Source organism: Caulobacter sp. GW821-FHT11E11, from assembly GCF_058808315.1.
The window spans coordinates 585,174-607,671 of the sequence record NZ_JBXARO010000002.1; the positions used below are offsets into that span (position 1 = coordinate 585,174).

Here is a 22,498-nt window from a genome sequence, read left to right on the forward strand (position 1 = left end):
AAGCCAATCTCTCGTGACATGAACATCAAATCAACAAATGTCACATCACATCCACAAACTGCGCTTAGAGGAGACCGTGGCGAGGGGGGCGGCGACCGGCAAGAGGAGGTCGCAACGCTCGTCGGGCACAAATTTCTCTTTGGGAGAGTCGGTCGTGAGGCATCAAACTCGAGCCGGGCGGCGCCTGCGCGGCGTCATGGCGCTGCGGGCGCTAGCCCTGGTCAGCACGTGCATTCCGGCGGTCGCGCTGATGACGGCGCCGGCCTTCGCCGAGGACTACACCAACGTCCAGGCCGCGGGCCGCGTGCAGTCGGCGGAAGGCAAGCCGATCGCCGGGGCGGTGGTGCAGCTGACCTCGGAGGCCCTGGGCGTGAAGCGCTCGGCCACCACCAACGCCAGCGGCGCCTATGTCGTCCCGCAGCTGGCCCCCGGCGCCTACGCCGTCTCGGTCACCGCTGACGGCTATGACGCCTATACCGAAGCGGGCGTACTGATCAGCCGTGCGGGCGGGTCGAACCTGTTCACCCTGGCGCCGGTCGGCTCGGTTGAGGCCATCGTGGTCAAGGCCGGCCGCATGCGCACGCCGGACTTCGAGATCACCACCACCGGCGCGGCCATCGAGATCGGCGAGCTGGTCGAGCGCGTGCCGGTTGGCCGCTCGCTGCGCGACATCGCCCTGATGTCGCCGGGCGTGGTCCAGGGCTCGTCCTCGGCCAACGGCACGTTCGCCAACCAGATCTCTATCTCGGGCGCCAGCTTCATCGAGAACGCCTTCTTCGTGAACGGCTTGAACATCACCAACTTCCGCATGGGCTTGCTGCCCGTGGAAGTGCCGTTCGACTTCTATAAGTCGGTGGAAGTGAAGACCGGCGGCTATCCGGCCGAGTTCGGTCGTTCGACCGGCGGCTTCGTCAACGCCATCACCAAGTCGGGCACCAACGTCTTCCACGGCGGCGTCACCGCGACGTGGGAGCCGGGCGACCTGCGCGACAGCGCCCCCAACACCTTCCGCAACAACTTCCAGGACTCCACGGCCGAGCGCGAGGAGTGGGTGGCCGAGCTGGGCGGGCCGATCATCAAGGATCGCCTGTTCTTCTACGGCCTCTACAACCAGCGCAAGCTGAAGACCTTCACGCCGCAAGCCAACGGCAACAACGCCACCCGCGTCAGCGACGACGCGCCGTTCTGGGGCGGCAAGATCGACGGCTGGCTGACCTCCAAACAGCACCTGGAGTTTACCTATTTCGACAGCACCAAAGACGTGCGTAACCGCAGCCTGAACTACAACCCGACGACCAAGGACGTCGGCGTGGAAACGGGCGGCACCAACCAGCGCTCGGGCGGCGAGAACTATATCGGCCGCTACACCGGCACCTTCACGCCGTGGTTCACCCTGTCGGCGGCCTATGGTGTCAACAAGTTCCGCGACGGCCAGCTGCCGCTGGACACCACTCACGAGCAGGTCGTCGACTATCGGACCAACACCGCGGGCGTGAACATCGGCCTGAACAAGGTCACCGACGCCCAGTCGTTCAACGACGACAAGCGCACGTTCTATCGCGCCGACGCCGACTTCAACTTCAACCTCTTCGGCGCTCACCACCTGCGGATCGGCTACGACCACGAAAAGAACACCGCGACCCAGTTCTTCGAGACGATCGGCCGGGGCGCGTTCAAGCTGTACCGCTCGATCGGCTCGGACCAGAGCAACCTGCCGGCCGGCGTCGAGTACGTGACGACGCGCGTCTACCGCAACAGCGGCAGCTTCGGCACCGTCAACCAGGCGTTCTACGCCCAGGACCAGTGGTCGCTGTTCACTGATCGCCTGCAGGTCGAGGCCGGCATCCGCAACGACCGCTTCGACAACCGCAACGCCGAGGACAAGAGCTTCTACGACCCGGGCAACCAGTGGGCCCCGCGCCTGTCGGTCTCCGGCGACCCCTTCGGCGACGGCAAGTCCAAGCTTTATGCGTTCTTCGGCCGCTACTACCTGCCGCTGCCGAGCGATCTGTCGCTGAAGTTCGCCGGCTCGCTAGTCACCTACACCCGCTACAACCGCCTGGACGGCGTCGGCGCCAATGGCGATCCGACGATCGGGGCGGCGATCACCACGGCCAACGGCGTCTCGGCCTGCCCGGACACCAAGATCTCCAACTGCCTGGTCTCGGCCTCGGGCCTGGTGGCCGACACCGCCGAGTCGATCGCCCATAACCTCAAGCCGCAGTCGGCCGACGAGTTCGTGCTGGGCTACGAGCGCCGCTTCGGCGACCTGATCAAGGTGGGCGGCTACTTCACCCACCGCGAGCTGAACAGCATCGTCGAGGACGTGGCCATCGACACTGGCGCGCGCGCCTATTGCGTCCGGGCCGGCTTCAGCGCCGCCCAGTGCCAGTCCAGCTTCGGCGGCGGTCGCCAGTGGGTAATCGTCAATCCAGGCGAGGACGTCACCATCCGCCTCAACAGCCTGCCGGACGGCTCCAAGCCGATCGTCACCCTGTCGGCCGCGGACCTGACCTATCCCAAGCCCAAGCGCGACTACAACGCCCTGACCGCGACCTTCGACCGGGCCTTCGACGGCAAGTGGTCGGTGTCGGGCTCGTACACCTGGGCGGACCTGAAGGGCAACTACGAGGGCGGCGTGCGCTCGGAGAACGGCCAGCTGGCCATCAACACGACCGCCGACTTCGACTCGCCGGGCTTCCTGAACGGCGCCGACGGCTATCTGCCCAACCACCGTCGCCACACCTTCAAGGCCTATGGCAGCTATCAGGTCAACGACTGGCTGACCCTGGGCGGCAACGGCCTGGTGCAGTCGCCGCGCAAGTACAGCTGCATCGGCATCGTGCCCAAGGCGGTGGATCCCGAAGCCTATGGCTATCAGGGCTACGGCTTCTACTGCCAGGGCAAGGTCGTCGACCGCGGCTCGGCCTTCACGGGCGACTGGCTCACCCAGTTCAACGCCTCGGCGGTGGTGACCATCCCGACGCCGGGCGACCGGTTCGACGCCTCGCTGCGGCTGGACGTCTTCAACCTGTTCAATTCCCACGCGGTCACGGCTTACCACGAGTTCGGCGACGTGGGCGGCAGCGGCGTGGCGGACACCAACTTCCGCAAGCCGGTCGACTACCAGACCCCACGTTATGCGCGGATCCAGCTGCGCGTCGCCTTCTAGCGACCGCTCGTCCCCGGCCGGTCACCCCATCCCCCTGCCGGCCGGGGGCGCACTTCATGTATCGGGACTCACGGCATAGTGTCGCGCGACCCGCAGAGACGGACAGAGAATGCTCAAACGATACGATCGTCAGCGCGACATCCTGAACCTGCTGGAACCCAACCAGACGCGCGCCATCGCCGACATCGCCAAGGCCTTGTCGGTCTCGGAGGAGACGATCCGGCGCGAACTGCGGGTGATGGAGGAGGCCGGGGCGATCGTGCGCCTGCACGGCGCCGTCCGCCTGCCGCCGCAGGAGATCGAAGGTCCGTTCGACCTGCGCATGCAGAAGAACGTCGCGGGCAAGACCCGCATCGCCGAGGCGGTCGTCAAGTTCATCTCGGACGGCGACACCCTGTTCCTCGACAGCGGCTCGACCTCCTGCTTCGTGGCCAAGGCGCTGGGCGAGCATCGCCAGCTGAAGATCATCACCAACTCGCTGGCCGTGGCCCAGGCGGTGCGCAAGGACCGGGGCCACACCCTGTTCCTGGCCGGCGGCGAGCTGAACGCGGCCTACCAGTCGTTCTCCGACCGCCACGCCCAGGACTTCCTGGCGGGCTTCCGGCCCAGCCTCTCCGTTCTTACCGTCGGCGCGGTGAACCTGGAGCACGGCCTGATGGACCATTCGCCCAGCGAAGCCATCATGAGCCGCATCGCCTATTCCACGGCCAGCCGCGTGTTGCTGGCCGTCGACCAGGGCAAGTTCGATCGCGTGGGCCTGGTGCACACCGCCGCATTGAAGGACGTCGACATCCTGGTCACCGACGCGGACCTGAGCCCGGCCTTCCAGGACGCCTTCGCCCATGCCGAGGTGGTGGTCGCCTAGCGACCGCCGCCGAACCAGGTCGGGCGAACGATGAAGCCAAGGCCCAGGGGATCGGGCGCGCCGGGGTAGTAGTCCGTGCTGATGATCTGGGCCCCCGAGTTCACCGAAGCCTCGAGACGGCCCAGGTCGTGATTGCGGGCCTCGGTCGTGTCGGCGTCGCTGCGGGTGCGGACCAGGAAACCCTGGGCGACCAGGGCCTTGATCGTATGCTGGGCCGGACGCGGATCCTGGATGTTGAACACCGCCGCCTCGGCTTGGTCCTCGGCATAGAGACCAAACATCATCCGCCCCTTCAGGGACGGGCGCCCGGCGCGATAGGCCTCGGCGATGCGGGGATTGGAATCCAGCACCAGCAGGACCTTGCCGCGAGCGCTGGTCTGGCTCGGCCAGCCGCCGTTCGTCACCCCTTCGCGCAAGGTGGCGCGCGACCCCCGGACATCATCGGGCGCGATGATGCGGTCGCGGCCGAAGGCCTTGATGGCGTCGGTGTCGAGGCTGGCCAGGTCGGCTTCCGAATAGAGTGGCGGGTTCGGAATGGCCGGCGTGTTGAACGGCTCTTCCTTGGTGTTGACGAAGATCACGATCGGCTGGTGGTCGGGGTGGGCCTTGGACCAGGTCGCCACCTGCGCAAAGCAGTCGGAAAGGCGCAGGCACAGGGTGCGGGCGTCGACGACCGGGGCGTGCAGCACCTTGGCGCCGGGCGCTTTCATCAGCGCGGCCTTGGCCGGATCGTTGACGTAGGGGGCGGCATAGAGGCCGCCGGCGGTGTCGGCGTAGGGATCGAACTCCAGCTGCCGGACGCCGAGGTCCAGCTGAGCCGCGATCGCCGGATGGCCGTATTCGACGCCGCGCGAGCGCTCGCCCATCACCTGGCGCTGGTGGGCCAGGGCGGCGGGATCGAGGTCGGGCCGGTAGCTGTTGTGCGAGCCCAGCCAGTGCACGGCGTTGATCTTCGGCTCGGCGGCCTGGGACGCGAAGGCGAGGGCCGACAGGGCGGCGGCGAGAAGCAGCGGGCGCATGGCGACCTCATCGAGAAAAGGAAAAGCGCGGACCGGCCGGATGCGACCGGTCCGCGTGAAGTGGACGGCCCTCGTCGCGAGAGGGCCATCGGGGATGGGGTGGTTAGAACTTGCCGCGGAGGGTCAGCGAGACCGTGCGGCCCCAGTGATAGATCTCCATCGGCTGGTCCTTGGTCTTGCCGTAGGTGAAGCGGACCTCGTCGGTCAGGTTCGAACCCTCCAGGGTCACCGCGTATTGCGGGGTGATCTGGTAGGAGAGCGAGCCGTCCAGCGAGCCGTAGGCGGCGATGTAGGATTGGGCGGTGGTGGTGCTGCCGATCGACTGCAGATAGCGCGAGCGCCAGAACCAGCCGAGACGGGCGCTGATCGGGCCCTTCTCATAGTAGCCGACCAGGTTGTAGCTCTTCTTGGACAGGCCCACGAGGTCGTCCTTGATCTGGCGGTTGCCGGCGAAATAGTTCGCCTTGCTGTCCACCAGGGTCACAGAGGCCTGCACGCCGAAGCCGTCGAAGGGCTCGGGCAAGAACGACAGCGACTGGTTATAGGCCGCCTCGAAACCGCGCACCTCGGCGTCGCCGCCGTTGACGTTGGACGACAGCAGTACGTCGCCGCGGCCGGGCACCTGGATGGTGACGTTCTGGGCGGTGATGTAGTTGTCCATCTTCTTGACGAACACCGCGCCGGTCACGGCCGTGGTCGGGGCCGGGTACCACTCCAGCGAGGCGTCATACTGGTCGGCCAGGAACGGATCCAGGTCCGGATTGCCGCCTGAGGCCGTCGGGGAGTCACGGCTGACGCTGATGCGCGGGGCGCTGTCGGTGACGTTGGGACGGTTGACGACGCGCGAGGCCGACAGGCGGCCGACCAGGTCGTCACGCAGGTCGAACTTGATGTTCAGGCTGGGCAGCCAGTTCTTGTATTCCTTCAGATAGCCGACCGGCACCGGCGTCGAGCCGCTGGTCAGCGTGCCGCTGGCCAATTGTTTGGTCTCGGCGTAGCGGACGCCCACATTGCCGCTGACCGGCACGCCCAGGTCGAACTTGAAGTCGCCGCGCACATAGGCGCTGTGGATCTTCTGGTCGACGATGAACGAGTTGCGCAGGTCGGCCGCCGACCACGGCTGGGCCGCCACGGCCGCCGTGTACAGCTTGTTGTAGTAGGCGTCGCTGGTCGGGGTGACCCAGGTGCGCGGCGTGTTGCCGGCGAAATCCTTCAGGAAGCCCTTGAAGGGCATGGCTTCGTAGAAGCTGGAGCCCAGGGTGGTCAGCGGCGTGTTCAGGATGTCGTTCAGCACCCAGTCGCGACGCAGGTAGGTGCGGTTCATGTTGTGCTGCTCGACGCCGAACGCGACCTTGGTCAGCGGGCTGTCGAACACCCGCGAGCCGTCCAGGCGGAACGTCTCGTCGCTGTCGCGCGAGTCCTTCCAGGTGTAGTCGAACGCCTGGCCCACGAAGTTGGCCGGGTTGTTGTAGTCTACCGTCGTGGTCAGCTGCGGGATCGACGTGTGGCCGCGCGAGAAGTCATAGGTCAGCGGGGCGAAGAAGGCGATGCGGTTGCGCGTCGTGGCCTTGCCGTCCGGGTGATAGCTGCGGGCGCGCGACACGCCGTACTCGGCGTTGAACGCCCACGCGCCCGGCGTCCAGGCCTGCTTGACGCCGAAGACCGTCAGGTCGTGGCGGTTCAGGCTGGTCTCGCGCGAACCCATCCAGCGCACGTTGTTGATCGTGCCGCCGACCACGGTGTCGCCGACGACCTTCTGGCTGCCGGCCACGAATTGCGGGACGGCGAAGGTGGAGTCGTCCGGATAGATGTCGAGGCCGAACTCGTCGTAGTCGACGTCCAGGCGGGTGATCAGCAAATCGACGTCGGTCTGGACGTCGCTACTGGGCTTCCACTGACCCGAGACGGCGCCCGAGTACAGCTTGCGATGCTCGGTCTCGATGGTCGGGCGAGTGCGCGACGGCGTGTAGAAGCCGCTGCCCAGCACCGAGGTGAAGCGGTTGAGGTTCCAGCCCACCTGATACAGGCGGTCGTTGCGGACGTGGCGCTCATCGTACAGGCCCGAGGCCAGCAGGCCGATGGTCTTGTCGGTGTTGGTCCAGCTGAGCAGGCCCGAGGCCGACGGATCGGCCTTCTTGCGCACATCGCTATAGGTCTCGCGCACCGAGAAGGCGGCCTTCTTACCCAGGTCAAGCGGCTTGAAGGTCTTGATGTTGATGTTACCGCCCAGGGCGCCTTCATCCATGTCGGCGGTCGGGGTCTTCACGACCTCGATCTGCGAGATCAGTTCGGTCGGCAGCACCTCGAAGCGGAACTGACGGCCCTTGGCGCCGCCGTTCTCGATCAGGTCGTTGACGGCGATCGAGCGGCCGTTCAGCTCGGTGTACTGGAACTGGGGACCGAGGCCCCGGACGCTGACATACAGGCCCGCGCCGCGCTGGCGGTCGATGGTCACGCCGGTGACCAGTTGCAGGGCGTCGGCGGCGTTGCGGGTCGGGAATTTGCCGATGTCCTCGGCGTTGACGGCGTCCAGGCCGTAGTCGGCCGAGCGCTTCAACTGGGCGGCGGCCTGCAGGCTCTTGCCGTACGAGGTGATGACGACGGCTTCGACCGCGTCGGCGGGCTCGGCGGCGGCCGGCGCCGCGGCGGCGTCGGCGGCCCGGGCCTGGCCGGCGCCGAGCGCGGCGAAGGCGAGGATGGCGACGGCGCCCGCGCAGCGCGCGCCCTGGAACTTCGAACTGAACTTGGAACTGGACATACTATCCCCCGATCTCTGGTTGGCCCGCGGGGAGGCGCGGGTCAGGGCAGAAGAACGGAAGGGCGCACGCCGGCCCTCAGTCCGGCGTTGGTGAAATATTTGCGACGATCCTGTTGAAAAGTCTGGATTCTATCCGTGACGGGACGATCTTGCGGCCCGGTCGACCATCAGGTCGCCCTTGGCCGTGATCCGCGCCCGCACCGGCAGCAGGGCCTCCAGCGCCACGCCGACATCGTCCATGCGCTCGACGTTCAACGAGCCCGACAGGCGCAGATCGGAAAGGCCCGGATCGATCAGCTGGACCTGACGACCCGAGGCTCGCGACAGCCGCTCGGCCGCTTCCCCGAGGCTGGCGTTGGCCAGGACGACACGACCGCCGGTCCACGCCGCGTCACTCTTCACATCGCCGGTCTGCGACATGCCGCCGATGCCGGATGCGCCGACATAGCGCTGGCCGGGACGCAGCAGCACGCTGGCCGCGCCGGGCTGGCTGACGCGCAGCGAGCCTTCGACCAGCGACACCGTCAGGCGACCGCCGCCGGCCACGTTGAAGCGGGTGCCCAGCACGGTCAGCGTCCGGCCCGAGGCCGCGACCTCGAACGGCCGCGTCTTGTCGTGCGCGACTTCGAAGAAGGCGTCGCCGGCGTCCAGCGAGACGTCGCGCGCGCGGGCCTTGAAGCGCGTGGTCAGGCGACCGCCGGGGCTCAGCACCACATGGCTGCCGTCGGCCAAGGTCAGGCGGGCTGGCGCATGCTCGGGCGCCGCATAGGTCTCGACCCGCGGCTGGGCCTTCAGGACCACGCCGACGACCAGGGCGGCGGCCAGCAGGGCCAGGCCGGCGACCAGGGGACGGCGATCCGGCCTGGCCGGACGGTCCAGCCTGGCTTCGCGGCGAACGTCGCGGCGCAGGGCTCGGACGGTCGGATCTTCGGCGGCCAGGCCCATGGCCAGCCACACCTCGCGTGTGCGGGCGATCTCCTCGCGCGCTTCCGCCGAAGAGGCCGACCAGGCGTCCAGCGCGGCCTGCTCGGCGGCGGTCAGGGGACGGGTCAGGCCGGCCGCCATCAGGCGGCGGGGATCGAAGGAGTCGTCAGGCGTCATGCGCGGTCTCGATGGCTTCGCGCAGGCGCGTCAGGGCGTTCATCATGTGCTTCTCGACGGCGCTGAGCGACAGGTTCAGTCGCGCGGCCGCCTCGGCTTGGGTCAGGTTCTCGAAGCGGCACAGCACGAAGACCGCGCGCGCATTGGGGTGCAGGTCGTCCAGGGCCGCGATCAGCTTGGCCAGCCGTTCGCGTCCGGCCAGCGCGGCCTCGGCCGTGGGCTCGTCGGCGGGGAGGGCGGGATCGACCTCGACATGGCGGCCGCGCTGGCGCGAGCGCTGGTGGCGCTCGTGATCGACCAGGGCGTTCGACGCGACCGTGAACACCAGCCCGTCCGGATTGCCCCAGTGCAGGCGCGAGAACCGCTGCGACAGCCGCATGAAGACCTCCTGCGTCAGGTCCTCGGCGTCCTCGACCCCGACCGACCGGCGCTGGAAGAAACGCAGCAGCGGGCGACGGTAGCGTGACACCAGGGCCTCGAAGCGCGGCGCCTCCAGCGGCGGATTGGCCGGCGCGGACTCGCTGGGCCCATCGGGCGGATCGGCGCGCGTGCCCGCGCCACGGAAGGTCAGAACGCCCATCTCATCCTCGCGGACAGGTACCGCCCCCAGTGATGGATCTCCATCGGCTGGTCGCGGCTCCCGCCATAGACGTAGCGGCGGGCGTCGGTCAGGTTGACGCCCTCCAGGGAAAGGGTGGCGCGGCGGTTCAGCCGCCACGAGGCCGCCCCGTCCAGCGATCCGAACGGCGCGGTGGTGGCCGGCGCCGTGATCGAGCTGCCGATCGAGGTCAGGTACGAGCCGCGCCAGTTGTAGCCGACCCGCACCGAGCCGCGGCCCTTCTCGTAGAACACCAGCGCGCTGTAGGTGGCGCGCGACAGGCCCAGCAGGGCGTTGCGGATCACCCGGTCGCCGGCGAAATAGTTGGCCTGGCTGCGCACCAGCGTCGCCGCGCCCTGCACGCCCAGGCCGTCCCACGGCGCGGGCAGGTCGCGGAACACCCGGCTGAAGGTCAGTTCCAGGCCCTGGATCCGCGCCTGCCCGCCGTTGACGTTGGTCGACAGCAGCACCTGGCCGCGCCCGGGCACCTCGATGAAGGTGTTCTGGGCCGTGATGTAGTCGTCCAGCCGCCGATCGAAGGCGCCCAGGGTCAGGGCGCCGCCGGCCGGGAAATACCACTCGACCGAGGCGTCCAGCTGGGTGGCCAGGAACGGGTCGAGCTCGGGATTGCCGCCGTTGGCCGTCGGGGTGTCGCGGGCGACGGTGATGCGCGGGGCGTTGTCGATGACGTTGGGCCGGCTGACCACGCGCGAGGCGGCCAGGCGCAGATAGACGCGTGGCGACAGCTCGACCTTCAGGTTGGCGCTGGGCAGCCAGTCGCCATAGGCCTTGCGCCACTCGGCGGGCAGGGGATCCGAACCGCTGGACAGCACGCCGCGCGAGACCTGGCGCGTGGCGGCGTAACGAACGCCCAGATTGCCGTCGATCGGCCGGCCGAACGCGGTCGCCTGGACGTCGAGGCGGGCATAGGCCGAGCGGATGTTCTCCTCGACCACGAAGGAATTGCGCAGGTCGGCGGTGGTCGGTGGTCGCGCCGCCACCTCCGGCGTGTAGAGCCGGGCATAGAAGGCCTCGGCATTGGGCGCGACCCAGCCTCGCGGCAGGTCGGACCCGACGCCCGACAGGAAGCTCGAGAACGGCGTCAGGCCGTAGGCCCCGGGGCCCAGGCTCGTCAACGGCTGGCCCAGCAGGGTGTCCAGGGTCCAGTCGCGCCGGCGATAGTCGCGGGCCCGCCGGTGGCTCTCGACGCCCAGGGTCAGGTCGACCGCGCCGACCGGGCGGGCCAGGTCCAGCTTGAACGTCTCGTCGACATCGCGGCTGTCCTTGAAGGTGTAGTCGAACGACTGGCCCACGAAATTGGCCGGGTTGGCGTAGTCCACCGGCGTGCGCAGGTCCGGGCCGCCGGCCAAGCCGTGGCTGAAGTCGTAGGTCAGGGGCGCGAAGAAGGCCACGCGCGCCCGGACCGTACCGTGGCCGTCGGGGTGGTAGCTGCGGGCCCGGGAATAGCCCCAGTCGCCGTCGACCGTCCAGGCGCTGGGCGTCCAGCGCAGATGGCCGCCCAGGGCGACCAGGTCGTGGCGGTTCAGGCTGATCTCGTGCGAGGCCATCCAGCGGACATTGTCGATGGTTCCGGCCTGGACGGTGTCGCCCTTGATGACCTGGCTGCCGGCCACGAAACGCGGACTCGAGACCGACGGGTCGTCCGGATAGATGTCCAGGCCGTACTCGTCATAGTGGGCGTCCAGGCGCGTCGCCAGCAGGTCGAAGTCGAAGCTCAGGTCGTCCGTCGGTCGCCACTGCAGGGCGAAGTCGCCCGACGCCATGCGCCGGTCCTCCAGCTCCGCGGTCGGGCGCGTCCGGGTCGGGGTGTAGAGGCCCGGACCCAGCACCGCCGTGAAGCGGTCCAGGTTCCAGCCGGTCTGGTAGAGGCGGTCGTTGCGGATCCGCCGCCGGTCGACCACGCCGCTGGCCAGCACCCCCAGGCGGCCGCTGGCGTCGACCCAGCTCCAGACGCCCGACACCGACGGATCGACCTGGCCCCCACGTCCGGTGGAGGCGCGCGCCGACATCACCGAGCGCTTGCCGCGATCCAGCGGCTTGAAGGTCCGCACGTCGATGTCGCCGCCCAGCGCGCCTTCGTCCATGTCGGCTGTAGTGGTCTTGACCACCTCGATCTGGTCGATGACGTCGGCGGGCAGCACCTCGAAGCGGAACTGGCGTCCCCGGAAGCCGCCGTTCTCGACCAGGTCGTTCAGCGCGATCGGCCGGCCGTTCAGCAGCACGTTCTGGAACTGCGGCCCCAGGCCCCGAACGCTGACATATAGGCCCACGCCGCGATGGCGCTCCAGGCTGACGCCCGGCGCCAGCTGCAAGGCCTCGGCGGCGTTGCCGACGGGCAGGCGGGCGATGTCCTCGGCGCTGACCATGTCCAGGCCGTAGGCGGCGATCCGCTTGGCGGCCAGCGACCGGTCGAGGCTGGCGGCATAGGCCGCGACCACCGTCACCGGCTCGACCTCGGTCCGCGTCGGCGTCTCCTGGGGCAGAGGACGAGAAACGTCGGTCGCCGCCGCCGATCGCTCGATCACGAAGACGCCGCGCCGGACCTCGCGCACCTGGGCCGGCGCTTCCGCCAGCAGGATCTCGATCGCCCGCCGCGTCGACACGAAGCGCGGGGGCTTGCGCCCGGGGCGATCGACGACGAGGTCAGGCGAAAACAGAATCTGCACGTCCCTTTCGGCGGCCAGCCGATTCAGGCTCTCGCCAAGCCCGCCCGGCCCCGCCTGCGCCCTACTCGACGTGGCCAGCAAGGCAAGCCCGATCGTGCAAGGGAGTAAGGTGGGGGACATGCCAAGCGAGAAGGCGCACGGCTCAAAGCCGCAGCCTCCTTAGCGAGGGGGTATGACACTCGGACGACAGTGCGGCGGCTCGCGGTTCGAGCCCGGACATCATGCGCGGTCGATCAGGTCGCGGAGCAGGGGGTGATAGGTCTCGAAGCCGGCGACTTCGGCCTCGGGGGCCTTGCCGGCTTCGTCGTATCCGCGCAGCCGCAGGGCGGCGTCGGCGGACGGGGAGGCCAGGAAGGCTTCGATCTCTTCAGGAGACATGGGACCGCCCTGCAGGGCCAGGCTTTGCAGCGAGGCCGGGCTCAGGCGCTCGAGATAGGCCGGATCCACCGCGACGCGGTAGCGCTTGGCCGCGACGTGCAGGCGGACGGGTTCGGTGACCTCGGGACCGAAGGCGCGGGCCAGGTAGCCGGCGCTGATGTGCTCGTGACGGGCGTCGATGCCCAGGTCGGCGGCGTTTTCCCCCACCTTCTGCATCATGTGGCCGACGTCGTGCAGCAGGGCCGCGGCGACCAGTTCGGGAGGCGCGCCGTCCAGCTTGGCGTGATGCGCGGTCTGCAGCGCATGCTCCAACTGGGTGACCCCCTCGCCATAACGCAGGCCGCCCAGGCGGGCGAAGAGATCGGTCAGCTCGGCCACGAAGGCTTCGGCCGCAGGACGAGAGGTCATCGAGTATCCGTCGAAAACGTTGAAGGGGCGGCTCACAGGCGCATGCGCCCGATGCCGGGATCCGTGCGGCTGGCTCGGCCGGTTTCCAGATGGCCGGCCAGGCGCTGGATGAAGGCGGGATCGTCGGCCAGGGTCAGGGTCAGGTCGTACCAGTGGTCGCTGCCGCGCAGGTCCCAGACCGAGCGGGCGAGGCTCTTGGGCTTGAGGATGACGGTCTGGCGGGCCTCGCCCTCGGCCAGGGGATAGTCCTCGGCCATCCGCAGGGTCGCCAGGCCCGTGCCGGCCAGGCTGACCACCAGGCGCGAGCGCGCGTCGGCGGCGACCGTGACCCGCGGCTGGACCTTGGACGTATCGCCGGCGAAGCGGCGGTAGAAGCCGTTCGGGCCGTGGACGGTCAGGTCGTAGGGGCCAGGGCCGCGACCGGCCAGGTTCCAGTGACCGGCGGCGTACTTTTCACCGGCCGCCAGGGTGAAGCGCCAGGGCCCGTCACGGTCGGTGTTGTCGAACACCTGGAACACCGCGCCCGTCCGGCCGGCATTGACCAGGTCGATCCACAGGCCGCTGTCCTTCACGTGGGCGTCCGCCGCCAGGACGTAGGGCAGGGCGCGCGCGCCACGCTGCGGGCCATCCTGGGCCGAGGGGCCTTGGGTCTGAGGAATCTTGAGGCTCGGCGCGGCCTTGGAGCGGGCGACGCGATGCATGTAGTCGGCCGTGGCCGGCAGGGTCAGGGCCGTCCAGTCCTGGTTCGGTGTGGCGAAGTCGAAGGCCGAGGTCAGGTCGCCGCAGACCGTCCGGCGCCAGTCGCTGATGTTGTCCTCGCTGACCCCGAAGCGCTTTTCCAGGAATTGCAGGGTCGAGGTGTGGTCGAATACCTCCGAGCAGACGAAGCCGCCCCGGCTCCATGGCGAGACGACGATGGCCGGCACGCGGATGCCCAGGCCCAGGGCGTGCGTGCCCTTGTTGGCGCCCTCGGCGTCGGGGCCGTAGGTCTTGGCCTCGCCGGCCACCGACACCGAGCTCCAGCCCTGTTCGGCGGTCAGCGGCGGCATCGGCGGCTGCATGTGGTCGTAGAAGCCGCCGGCCTCGTCGTAATTGACGATGAAGACCGTCTTGGCGAACACCTCGGGGTGGTCGACCAAGGCCTTGATCAGCTCGGCGCAGACGTGTTCGCCCTTCGAGGGCTCGGCCGAGGGATGTTCAGACAGGTCGGCGGCGGTGACGATCCACGACACCCGCGGCAGGCGGTCGGCGGCGACGTCGGCGCGGAAGGCCTCGACCAACTGCACGCCGTCCGAGCGGGTGCGATCGGGATCGGCCTTACCTTCGCCCACCCACGAGCGGCCGCGTGTGTAGAGCTCGGAGTCCTTGGCGCACGGACGGAAATTCTTGAACACCGACAGGATGTTGTCGCCGAAATTGTCGTACTCTTGGTAGACCTTCCAGCTGATCCCGGCCGCCTGCAGACGCTCGGCATAGGTCGTCCAGTCGTGCGGCCCGTTGGCCATGACCTTGTCGGTGGCCATGTCGGCGCTGGGAGTCTCGTCCTCGCCGTAGTTGCTCATCTCCGGATCGCCGCCGACCTTGCCGCCGCCGTTGCAGCCCGTCCAAAGATGCAGGCGGTTCGGATAGGTCTGGGTCAGGGTCGAGCAGTGATAGGCGTCACAGACCGTGAAGGCGCTGGCCAGGGCGTGGTAGAACGGCAGGTCCGAGGCCTTGTAGTAGATCATCCGCTTGTGCAGCTCGCCCGAGTGGCCCCATTGGTCGTAGCGGCCGCCGTTGACGATGGTGATGGCCGCCTGGTGGCCCTGGTCCGCGCCGTCGACGGTGTAGGCGTTGGTGACGGAGGCGTCGCCGTGGAACGGGGCGACGAAGCCGTCGGGGTGTTCCTTGCTGGGCTGGCGCCAGACCGAGCCGCCGCCGGGCAGGCGCTGCGGGCGCGGATCGCCCAGGCCGCGCACGCCGTTCAGCGCCCCGAAATAGTGATCGAACGAACGGTTTTCCTGCATGAAGATCACGACGTGCTCGACGTCCATGATCGTGCCGGTGCGGTGGCGCGCGGGGATCGCCATGGCCCGGGCGACCGTGGCCGGCAGCAGGCCGGCGGCGGCGCCAGCAGCGGCGGCGCGCAGGAAAGAGCGGCGGTCGGTCGGCATGGCCATCTCCTAGAATTTTCACTGGTATAGACCAGATGGTGCGGGGTGGTGGCGAAACTTTCATGACATCTTGGCTGGGATAGAGGTGGCGCGGCGGACCGCCGATCGGCTTCCTTGACCCCGGAGAAGCGCCCTCCCATCCTCGCGCGAGGCGGGATTCGACCGCTGACCAGGTCGTTCGATGCAGCAGCCCGAAAGTCTTCAGTATCTCGGCGTGCGCGACGACATCGCCGCGCGCATCTCGGCCGGCGAGTTCAAGCCGGGCGAGCGCCTGCCGTCCGAGCGCCAATTGCAGATCGGCGGCGGCGTGGCGCGCGGCACGGTGCGCGAGGCCCTGTTCCAGCTCGAGGCCGAGGGGGTCATCTACCGCAAGGATCGCAGCGGCTGGTACGTCTCGCCGCCGCCGGTCTCGTATGATCCCACGCGCTGGGAAGGGTTCATGTCCTATGTCGAGGCGCAAGGACGGCGGCCCGAGACCGAGACGCTGAGCAAGGTTGAGATCGCCGCCGACGGCATGCTGGCTCAGATCTTCTCGCGCCCGGTCGGTTCGCCGATGTACTGGATCCGGCGCCGGCGCTCGATCGACGGCCGCGCGGTGCTGATCGAGAGCATCGTCGTCGACGCCGCCCGCGCGCCGGGTCTGATCGAGCACGATCTCAACGGTTCGCTCACCAGCGTGCTGAAGTCGGTCTATGGCATCGGCGTCGCGCGCAACAAGGTCGACATGCGGCCCTGCGCCCTGACCCGCGACGAGGCCGAGGCCCTGCGGGTCAAGTCGGGCCTGCCGGGGTTGAGCCTGGTGCGGACCTGCTACGACGCCCAGGGCGAGGTGGTCGAGTTCGACCGCGAGTACTGGCGTCACGACGCCCTGACGGTCAGCGTGGACATCCGCGTCCGATAGGCCGCGTCGGCCGTCATCGAGTCGACATGCAAGTGGTATAGACCAAAACGCTCCATCAAGGAGCGTTTCCATGACGACTGGTCCTCGGCGCTGGCTGGAGCGGGCCAATCCGCTGGCCTTCACCCTGTTCGCGGGCCTGGCCGGCTTCTGCGCCTACTTCTCGATGTACGCCTTCCGCAAGCCGTTCGCGGCGGCGACCTTCGGGACGGTCGAGGGCTGGAGCTTCGCGGTCGACTACAAGATCGCGCTCGTCCTGGCCCAGGTCGCCGGTTACGCCCTATCCAAGATGATCGGGGTCAAGGTGATCTCGGAGATCGCGCCTCGCCATCGCGGCGCGGCGATCCTGGGCCTGATCGGCGTCTCGTGGGTCGCCTTGCTGGCCTTCGCGGTCGTGCCCGCGCCCTGGAATGTCGCGGCGCTGTTCCTGAACGGCCTGCCGCTGGGCATGATCTGGGGCCTGGTGTTCGGCTTCATGGAAGGCCGCCGCATCTCCGAAGTGCTGGGCGCCATCCTGTGCGCCAGCTTCATCCTGTCGTCGGGCGTCGTGAAGTCGGTCGGCAAGTGGCTGATGGTCGACATCCACGTCTCGCCGTTCTGGATGCCGGCCACCACCGGCGCGATCTTCATGCCGCTGCTGGCGATCTCGGTCTGGGCCCTGGTGCAGTTGCCGCCGCCCAGCGCCGCCGACGAGGCCGCCCGCGTGCGCCGCCAGTCGATGGACCTGGCCCAGCGCCGCGCCTTTCTGGCCGCCTATGCGCCGGGCATCGTGCTGCTGGTGCTGTCCTACATCCTGCTGACGGCCCTGCGCGACTTCCGTGACAACTTCGCCGCCGAGATCTGGGCGACCCTGGGCTTTGGTGAGGCTTCGGGCGTCTTCACGGCCAGCGAGCTGCCGGTCGCGTTGGTGTCGCTGGTCGTGATGGGCGCGGTGATGCTGGTGCGCGACAACCTGCGGGCCCTGCTGGTCATGCACGGCGTGATCCTGGCCGGCTTCCTGCTGCTGGGTGGTTCGACCCTGGCGTTCCAGGCGCATCTGCTGACGCCGCTGACCTGGATGATCCTGACCGGCGCGGGCCTCTACATGGCCTACACGCCGTTCAACGCCATGCTGTTCGACCGGATGATCGCCTTCAGCGGCCGGGTCGGCACGGCGGGCTTCCTGATCTATGTCGCCGACGCCTCGGGCTATCTGGGCAGCGTGGCCCTGCTGGTCTGGCGCAACTTCGCCATGGTCGACCTCAACTGGCTGGGCTTCTTCGTCACCAGCATCTACGCGACCAGCGCGGTCGGCGCGGTCTGCACGATCCTGGCCGGACTGTACTTCCTGGGCCGCCGGGCGCGGTCGGCGAGCGGGCAGGGCGCGACGGCGTTCTCCGCCGTCGGCCAAGTCGTCGAGCCCTGACCTTGGAGCGCTCCTTCGATCTCGCCGTCATCGGCGCCGGCGTGGTGGGCCTGGCCCATGCCCTGGCCGCCGCCCGTCTCGGCAAGCGCGTCGTGGTGATCGACCGCGACGCTCAGGCCAACGGCGCCTCGGTGCGCAACTTCGGCTTCGTGACCGTCACCGGGCAGGCGCGGGGCGAGGTCTGGCGGCGGGCGCGGCGCTCAGCCCAGGTCTGGGACGAGGTCGCCGGTCCGGCCGGGATCGAGGTGCTGCAGCGCGGCCTGACCATGGTCGCGCGACGTCCGGAGGCCAAGGCCGTGCTGGAGGCCTTCCTCGAGACCGAGATGGCCGAGGGTTGCGCCTGGCGCGACGCCGGCGAACTGGGCGACCGGCTGCCAGGGCAGGGGGATGCGCTCGGCGCCCTAACCAGTTCTGTCGACCTGCGGGTGGAATCCCGCACCGCCATCCCGCGCTTGGCCGCCTGGCTCGGGACCGTCAACCGGGTGACCTTCCTGCGTGGTGTCGCGGTGCGCGGCGTCGAGACTGGACGGCTGGAGACCTCGGCCGGCGTCGTTCGAGCGGAGGCCATCGTGGTCTGTCCGGGCGATGACCTGGTCACCCTGTTCCCCGAAAGCTTCGCCCGCGCCGAGGTGACGCGCTGCAAGCTGCAGATGCTGCGCCTGGCCGCTCCGGGCTGGCGGCTGCCCGCGCCGGTGATGTCGGACCTGGGTCTCGTGCGTTACCTGGGTTACGCGGCGCTGCCGGAGGCGGGCGCCCTGCGCGCGCGGCTGGAAGCCGAGCAGGCCGCGCACCTGGAGCACGGCGTCCACCTGATCGTGGCCCAGAGCGCAGACGGTTCGCTGGTGGTCGGCGATAGCCACCACTATGCCGCCACGCCCGATCCCTTCTCGCGCGACGATGTCGACGCCCTGATCCTGGACGAGTTCGCCAAGGTGTTCGGCCGGGCCGCGCCGCCGGTGCTGGAGCGTTGGACGGGAACCTACGCTTCGGCTGCGGGCCACAGCCTGGTCGAGGCGCCGATGTCGCGTGTGCGCCTGGTGGTGGTGACGGGTGGAACCGGCGCCTCGACCGCCTTCGGCCTGGCCGAGGGCGTGATCGCCGGCCTGTACGACCTGCCCGACCAAGGAGCCGCCGCATGATCCGCAGTCCCATTCAGGCCGTCGTCTTCGACTGGGCCGGCACCATGATCGACTTCGGCTGCCGCGCGCCGGTCGTAGCTCTGCGCGAGGTCTTCGTCGAGGCGGGCGTCGAGATCTCCGAGGCCGAAGCGCGGGCCGACATGGGCAAGGCCAAGCGCGACCACGTACGGGCGTTGCTGGCCGTGCCGCGCATCGCCGGGCTCTGGAAGGAGCGCCATGGCGCGGCCCCCGCCGAAGCCGATGTCGACCGTCTGCACGACGCGGTCGAGCCCAGGATGCGCGCCGCCGCGCGGGACTGCGCGACGCTGATCCCCGGCGCGGCCGCGATCGCCGCCGACCTGCGGGCGCGGGGCGTGAAGATCGGCTCGACCACCGGCTACACCCGCCCGATGATGGCCGACATCCTGCCGCTGGCGGCCGAGCAGGGCTATGCCCCGGACTCGGTGATCTGCGCGGGCGAGACGGCGGCGGGACGGCCTTCGCCCCTGATGATGTGGAAGGGCCTGGTGGAGCTTGGCGCCTGGCCGGCGCGCGCCTGCGTCAAGGTCGACGACGCGGTCGTCGGCATCGGCGAAGGGCTGCAGGTCGGCGCCTGGACCGTGGGGCTCTCGGCCTCCGGCAATGGCATAGGCCTTGAGGCGGCCGCCCTGGCGATTCTGCCTGAGGCCGAACGCGCCGCGCGGATCGGGGCGTCGGCCCAGGCGCTGCGCGCGGCCGGCGCGCACTACGTGATCGAAAGCGTCGCCGACCTCGCGCTCGTGCTGGCCGATATCGAAACCCGGATCGAACGCGGCGAGCGGCCCTGACGAGCGGCTAGGCCTTATATCAATATTTGGTATAGTCCAGATCGCGCTTTCCATCCGCGATCTGACGGAAGCTTGGCTTTCCAGGCCAGGCGGTTGCACGAAATCGTCACCTCGACCCATGACGCGGCCGCACGCCGGATCGTGTGAGAGCGATCAGCTGTATGCGTCGTTCTGTGCCCGTCTTCACGATGCTCTGGCGGGAAGTCGACAAATTCTTGCGCGAAGGCGCCGACTGTCACGCGGGTGTCGCCGCAGGCTGCTTTAACCTGTCTGGTCCATACCAGTTGAGGGCAGGGGATACCTCATGTCGAAGCCATACGCCGTTCGGGCTGCTCGCTCGAACCTGAAACGCTTTCTGTTCGCCACCGTCGCGGTGCTGGTCGCCGGGGCCAGCCCGCGGCTTGCGTTCGCGCAGCAGGCCGCCGGAGATACGGTCGACGAGGTCGTCGTCACCGGCTACCGCAAGTCGCTGGCCGACGCGCGCACCCTCAAGCGCGACTCGGTCATCCAGAAGGACGCCATCGTCGCTGAAGACATGGCCAAGTTCCCGGAACTGAACCTGGCCGAGTCGCTGCAGCGCCTGCCAGGCGTGCAGATCAACCGCGAAGCCGGCGAAGGCCGACGCATCTCGCTACGGGGCCTGGGTCCCGACTTCGCCCGCGTCCAGCTGAACGGCATGGAAGTGCTGGGCAACGTCGACTCGGCGCAAGACAGCCGTGGCCAGCGCTCGCGCGACCGCGCCTTCGACTTCAACATCTTCGCCTCGGAACTGTTCTCGAAGGTCGAGGTCGAGAAGACCTATCAGGCGTCGCAGAACGAAGGCGGCATGGCCGGCACGGTCGGCCTGTTCACCGGCAAGCCGTTCGACTACGCCCCCGGCGCCAAAGGCGCCGTGTCCATCAAGGCCGGCACCAACCAGTACACCAAGGACACCCAGCCGCGCGTCGCCGGCCTGTTCAGCTACAACTGGGACAACAAGTTCGGCGCGCTGGTCTCGGTCGCCTATGCCAAGCGCCGGACCACCGAGCAGGGCCACAACACCTATAACTACGACCAGCCGGACGCGTCGAAGCTGGCGTCGATGGTCGCCGCGGGCCTGGACATCTCCAAGCTGACCGCCGCGCAGAAGACCAAGTTCCTGTCCGGCGACCTGATCTTCGCCGACGGCAACCGTCTGTCCTCGTGGGACGCCAAGATGGAGCGCCTGGGCGTGACCGCCGCGCTGCAATGGAAGCCGACGGACAACCTGCTGTTCACGCTGGACGCGCTGCACGGCCGGTTCACCACCCACCGCGACGAGCTGCACCTGGCCACCCGTCCGCTGAACTCCGACGGCTCGATCGCGTTCGACGCCCCGGCCGGCGGCGTCTGGCCCGCGGCCTTCCAGAAGGGCTCGGTGATCAACAACCTGGCCTGGGACGCCAACAACTACGTCACCATGACCGACGTCACCGGCACGACGTTTGGCAGCGAGCACCGTCGCTCGCTGAACAAGAACCGCTTCAACCAGATCGCCCTGACCGGCGAGTGGAACGCCTCCGAGCGCCTGACGATCGACGGCCACGCCGGCTACGAGAAGTCGACCTACAGGACGCCGTACGACGACAAGCTGTACATGCGCGCCAAGGGCAACCTGATCGCCAACTACGGCGCGGACGGCCAGTCGGCGGACTTCCAGTATCCGGGCTGGGATCCGACCAACGCGGCCAACTACGCGATGGACTCGTTCTACTACCGCGGCTTCAACAACGAGTCGGAGCTGAAGGAAGGCGTGCTGAACGCCCGCTATGAGCTGAACGACGTCTTCACGCTGCGCGCCGGTGTCGCCTATCACCGCTTCGTCCAGGGCGGCCGCGACGTGTTCTATGACGACAACGTCAACGGCACCCGCTCGAAGATGCGCGGCACAGCGGTCGGCGACGTCACCTCAGTGTTCAAGAACAGCTTCGGCTCGTGGCTGATCGGCGACTATGACAAGGCATTCGCCAAGTACAAGGAATACCACCGGTTCGAGCAGAACACGGACGGCACGGGCGGCGCGCTGCAGGACATCGAGAACGTCTACACGACCACGGAAAAGACCATTTCCGAATACGTGCAGGCGGACTGGGACAGCGAGATCGGCGGCATGCGCTTCCGCGGCAATGTCGGCCTGCGCGGTTACCAGACCGACACCCACAGCACCGGCTGGATCCAGGGCGACAGCTACGCCTATCTGGGCACCACCGATGTGAGCGGCAGCTATGACGGCGTGCTGCCGGCCATGAACGCGGTGCTGGAACTGACGCCCGAAGTGCTGGTGCGCTTCGCCGCCTCCAAGAACCTGAACCGTCCGGGCCTGGGTTCGATGGCGGCCGAGGGCAGCGCCTTTAAGGACGACAGCTCGGGCGAGATCACCGCCTCGCGCGGCAACCCGAACCTGAAGCCCTACAAGGACACCACGCTGGACGTGTCGGTCGAGTACTACTTCGGCAAGGTCGGTCTGCTGTCGGCCAGCGTGTTCCACAAGAGCATCGAGAACTTCATCGGCTCGCTGACCCTGGAGAACGTGCCGTTCAGCCAGACCGGCGTGCCGTTCACGACCATTCCGGGCGCGACGGCCAACACCATCGTCTCGGAATTCTCGATGCCCATCAACGTCGAGGGCAAGAAGAAGCTGACCGGCGTCGAGCTGGCCATGCAGACCCAGCTCTCGTTCCTGCCGGCGCCGTTCGACGGCCTGGGCCTGGTGGCCAACTACACCCACGTGGACGCTGATGAGGCGCTCACCGGCATCTCGCCGACCAGCTACAACGTCACGCTCTACTACGAGACCGACAACTGGGGTCTGCGGGGGGCGCTGAGCCACCGTAACCGCTGGTACACGGGCCACAGCGACGACGTGATGAGCGCCAGCACGCGCGGCTTCGAGGGGTCTACCTATGTGGACGCGGCGGCCTTCTACAACATCACCGACAAGCTCCAGCTGTCGCTGGATGCGATCAACCTGACCAACCAGAAGGACACGCAGTTCTGGGGTCAGAACCGCTACCTCTACAACCAGACCCAAAGTGGTCGGACCTACATGATGGGCCTCAGCTACAAGTTCTGACATGAGCGCACGCTAGGCTG

At 68.4% G+C, this 22,498-nt stretch carries 14 protein-coding genes; 7 read left to right on the forward strand and 7 right to left on the reverse strand.

What is annotated here, in order from left to right; translation table 11 throughout:
* The first annotated feature begins 154 nt into the window (after positions 1 to 154).
* Positions 155 to 3,172: a TonB-dependent receptor gene (locus AC1RR5_RS06795; RefSeq protein ID WP_492920415.1), complete on the forward strand. Its 3,018-nt coding sequence runs from the start codon at positions 155 to 157 to the stop codon at positions 3,170 to 3,172.
* Between the two features lie 109 nt (positions 3,173 to 3,281).
* Positions 3,282 to 4,037, forward strand: coding sequence for a DeoR/GlpR family DNA-binding transcription regulator (locus AC1RR5_RS06800; RefSeq protein ID WP_492920416.1), 756 nt, complete (start codon positions 3,282 to 3,284; stop codon positions 4,035 to 4,037).
* On the opposite strand, the gene AC1RR5_RS06805 is transcribed toward AC1RR5_RS06800, so the two are convergent.
* The 7 genes from AC1RR5_RS06805 to AC1RR5_RS06835 all read right to left on the reverse strand — a co-directional run bounded on the left by AC1RR5_RS06805 (position 4,034) and on the right by AC1RR5_RS06835 (position 15,139).
* Complete coding sequence (locus AC1RR5_RS06805) at positions 4,034 to 5,056, reverse strand: phosphatidylinositol-specific phospholipase C domain-containing protein (protein ID WP_492920417.1); 1,023 nt, start codon at positions 5,054 to 5,056, stop codon at positions 4,034 to 4,036. The two genes, AC1RR5_RS06800 and AC1RR5_RS06805, sit on opposite strands and share 4 nt — an antisense overlap.
* A 103-nt stretch (positions 5,057 to 5,159) precedes the next feature.
* Entirely contained in the window at positions 5,160 to 7,814 is a 2,655-nt protein-coding gene (locus AC1RR5_RS06810) for a TonB-dependent receptor (RefSeq protein ID WP_492920418.1), read from the reverse strand.
* Positions 7,815 to 7,943: 129 nt separating this feature from the next.
* Positions 7,944 to 8,915: a FecR family protein gene (locus AC1RR5_RS06815; protein WP_492920420.1), complete on the reverse strand. Its 972-nt coding sequence runs from the start codon at positions 8,913 to 8,915 to the stop codon at positions 7,944 to 7,946.
* The gene (locus tag AC1RR5_RS06820; RefSeq protein ID WP_492920421.1) at positions 8,905 to 9,495 is read right to left on the reverse strand and encodes an RNA polymerase sigma factor; all 591 of its coding nucleotides are present in this window, start codon (positions 9,493 to 9,495) and stop codon (positions 8,905 to 8,907) included. Before AC1RR5_RS06820 ends, AC1RR5_RS06815 begins: the two co-directional genes overlap by 11 nt.
* A complete protein-coding gene (locus tag AC1RR5_RS06825; protein WP_492920422.1) occupies positions 9,483 to 12,320 on the reverse strand; it encodes a TonB-dependent receptor in 2,838 nt (945 codons plus the stop codon). The genes AC1RR5_RS06820 and AC1RR5_RS06825 overlap by 13 nt, the downstream gene beginning before the upstream one ends.
* Positions 12,321 to 12,419: 99 nt before the next feature.
* The gene (locus tag AC1RR5_RS06830; protein WP_492920424.1) at positions 12,420 to 12,986 is read right to left on the reverse strand and encodes an HD domain-containing protein; all 567 of its coding nucleotides are present in this window, start codon (positions 12,984 to 12,986) and stop codon (positions 12,420 to 12,422) included.
* Positions 12,987 to 13,018: 32 nt separating this feature from the next.
* Entirely contained in the window at positions 13,019 to 15,139 is a 2,121-nt protein-coding gene (locus AC1RR5_RS06835; RefSeq protein ID WP_492920425.1) for a phosphocholine-specific phospholipase C, read from the reverse strand.
* A gap of 181 nt (positions 15,140 to 15,320) precedes the next feature.
* Between AC1RR5_RS06835 and AC1RR5_RS06840 the strand changes: the two genes are divergently transcribed.
* The 5 genes from AC1RR5_RS06840 (at position 15,321) to AC1RR5_RS06860 (ending at position 22,478) form a co-directional block, all read left to right on the forward strand.
* On the forward strand, positions 15,321 to 16,040 hold the full coding sequence (locus AC1RR5_RS06840; RefSeq protein ID WP_492920426.1) for a UTRA domain-containing protein: 720 nt from the start codon (positions 15,321 to 15,323) through the stop codon (positions 16,038 to 16,040).
* A gap of 70 nt (positions 16,041 to 16,110) precedes the next feature.
* Positions 16,111 to 17,442: a DUF5690 family protein gene (locus tag AC1RR5_RS06845; RefSeq protein ID WP_492920428.1), complete on the forward strand. Its 1,332-nt coding sequence runs from the start codon at positions 16,111 to 16,113 to the stop codon at positions 17,440 to 17,442.
* A gap of 2 nt (positions 17,443 to 17,444) precedes the next feature.
* On the forward strand, positions 17,445 to 18,581 hold the full coding sequence (locus AC1RR5_RS06850; protein WP_492920429.1) for a TIGR03364 family FAD-dependent oxidoreductase: 1,137 nt from the start codon (positions 17,445 to 17,447) through the stop codon (positions 18,579 to 18,581).
* Positions 18,578 to 19,387 (forward strand): phosphonoacetaldehyde hydrolase, encoded by an 810-nt coding sequence (gene phnX, locus AC1RR5_RS06855; RefSeq protein ID WP_492920430.1) that lies wholly within the window; start codon positions 18,578 to 18,580, stop codon positions 19,385 to 19,387. The genes AC1RR5_RS06850 and phnX overlap by 4 nt, the downstream gene beginning before the upstream one ends.
* 304 nt (positions 19,388 to 19,691) lie before the next feature.
* Complete coding sequence (locus tag AC1RR5_RS06860; protein ID WP_492920431.1) at positions 19,692 to 22,478, forward strand: TonB-dependent receptor; 2,787 nt, start codon at positions 19,692 to 19,694, stop codon at positions 22,476 to 22,478.
* Positions 22,479 to 22,498: the final 20 nt, after the last annotated feature.

Bases quoted from the DNA above. Each gene is read 5' to 3' on its own strand.
- AC1RR5_RS06800 (WP_492920416.1), top strand. From the start codon at position 3,282: ATGCTCAAACGATACGATCGTCAGCGCGACATCCTGAACCTGCTGGAA.
- AC1RR5_RS06805 (WP_492920417.1), bottom strand. From the start codon at position 5,056: ATGCGCCCGCTGCTTCTCGCCGCCGCCCTGTCGGCCCTCGCCTTCGCG.
- AC1RR5_RS06810 (WP_492920418.1), bottom strand. From the start codon at position 7,814: ATGTCCAGTTCCAAGTTCAGTTCGAAGTTCCAGGGCGCGCGCTGCGCG.
- AC1RR5_RS06815 (WP_492920420.1), bottom strand. From the start codon at position 8,915: ATGACGCCTGACGACTCCTTCGATCCCCGCCGCCTGATGGCGGCCGGC.
- AC1RR5_RS06820 (WP_492920421.1), bottom strand. From the start codon at position 9,495: ATGGGCGTTCTGACCTTCCGTGGCGCGGGCACGCGCGCCGATCCGCCC.
- AC1RR5_RS06825 (WP_492920422.1), bottom strand. From the start codon at position 12,320: ATGTCCCCCACCTTACTCCCTTGCACGATCGGGCTTGCCTTGCTGGCC.
- AC1RR5_RS06830 (WP_492920424.1), bottom strand. From the start codon at position 12,986: ATGACCTCTCGTCCTGCGGCCGAAGCCTTCGTGGCCGAGCTGACCGAT.
- AC1RR5_RS06835 (WP_492920425.1), bottom strand. From the start codon at position 15,139: ATGCCGACCGACCGCCGCTCTTTCCTGCGCGCCGCCGCTGCTGGCGCC.
- AC1RR5_RS06840 (WP_492920426.1), top strand. From the start codon at position 15,321: ATGCAGCAGCCCGAAAGTCTTCAGTATCTCGGCGTGCGCGACGACATC.
- AC1RR5_RS06845 (WP_492920428.1), top strand. From the start codon at position 16,111: ATGACGACTGGTCCTCGGCGCTGGCTGGAGCGGGCCAATCCGCTGGCC.
- phnX (WP_492920430.1), top strand. From the start codon at position 18,578: ATGATCCGCAGTCCCATTCAGGCCGTCGTCTTCGACTGGGCCGGCACC.
- AC1RR5_RS06860 (WP_492920431.1), top strand. From the start codon at position 19,692: ATGTCGAAGCCATACGCCGTTCGGGCTGCTCGCTCGAACCTGAAACGC.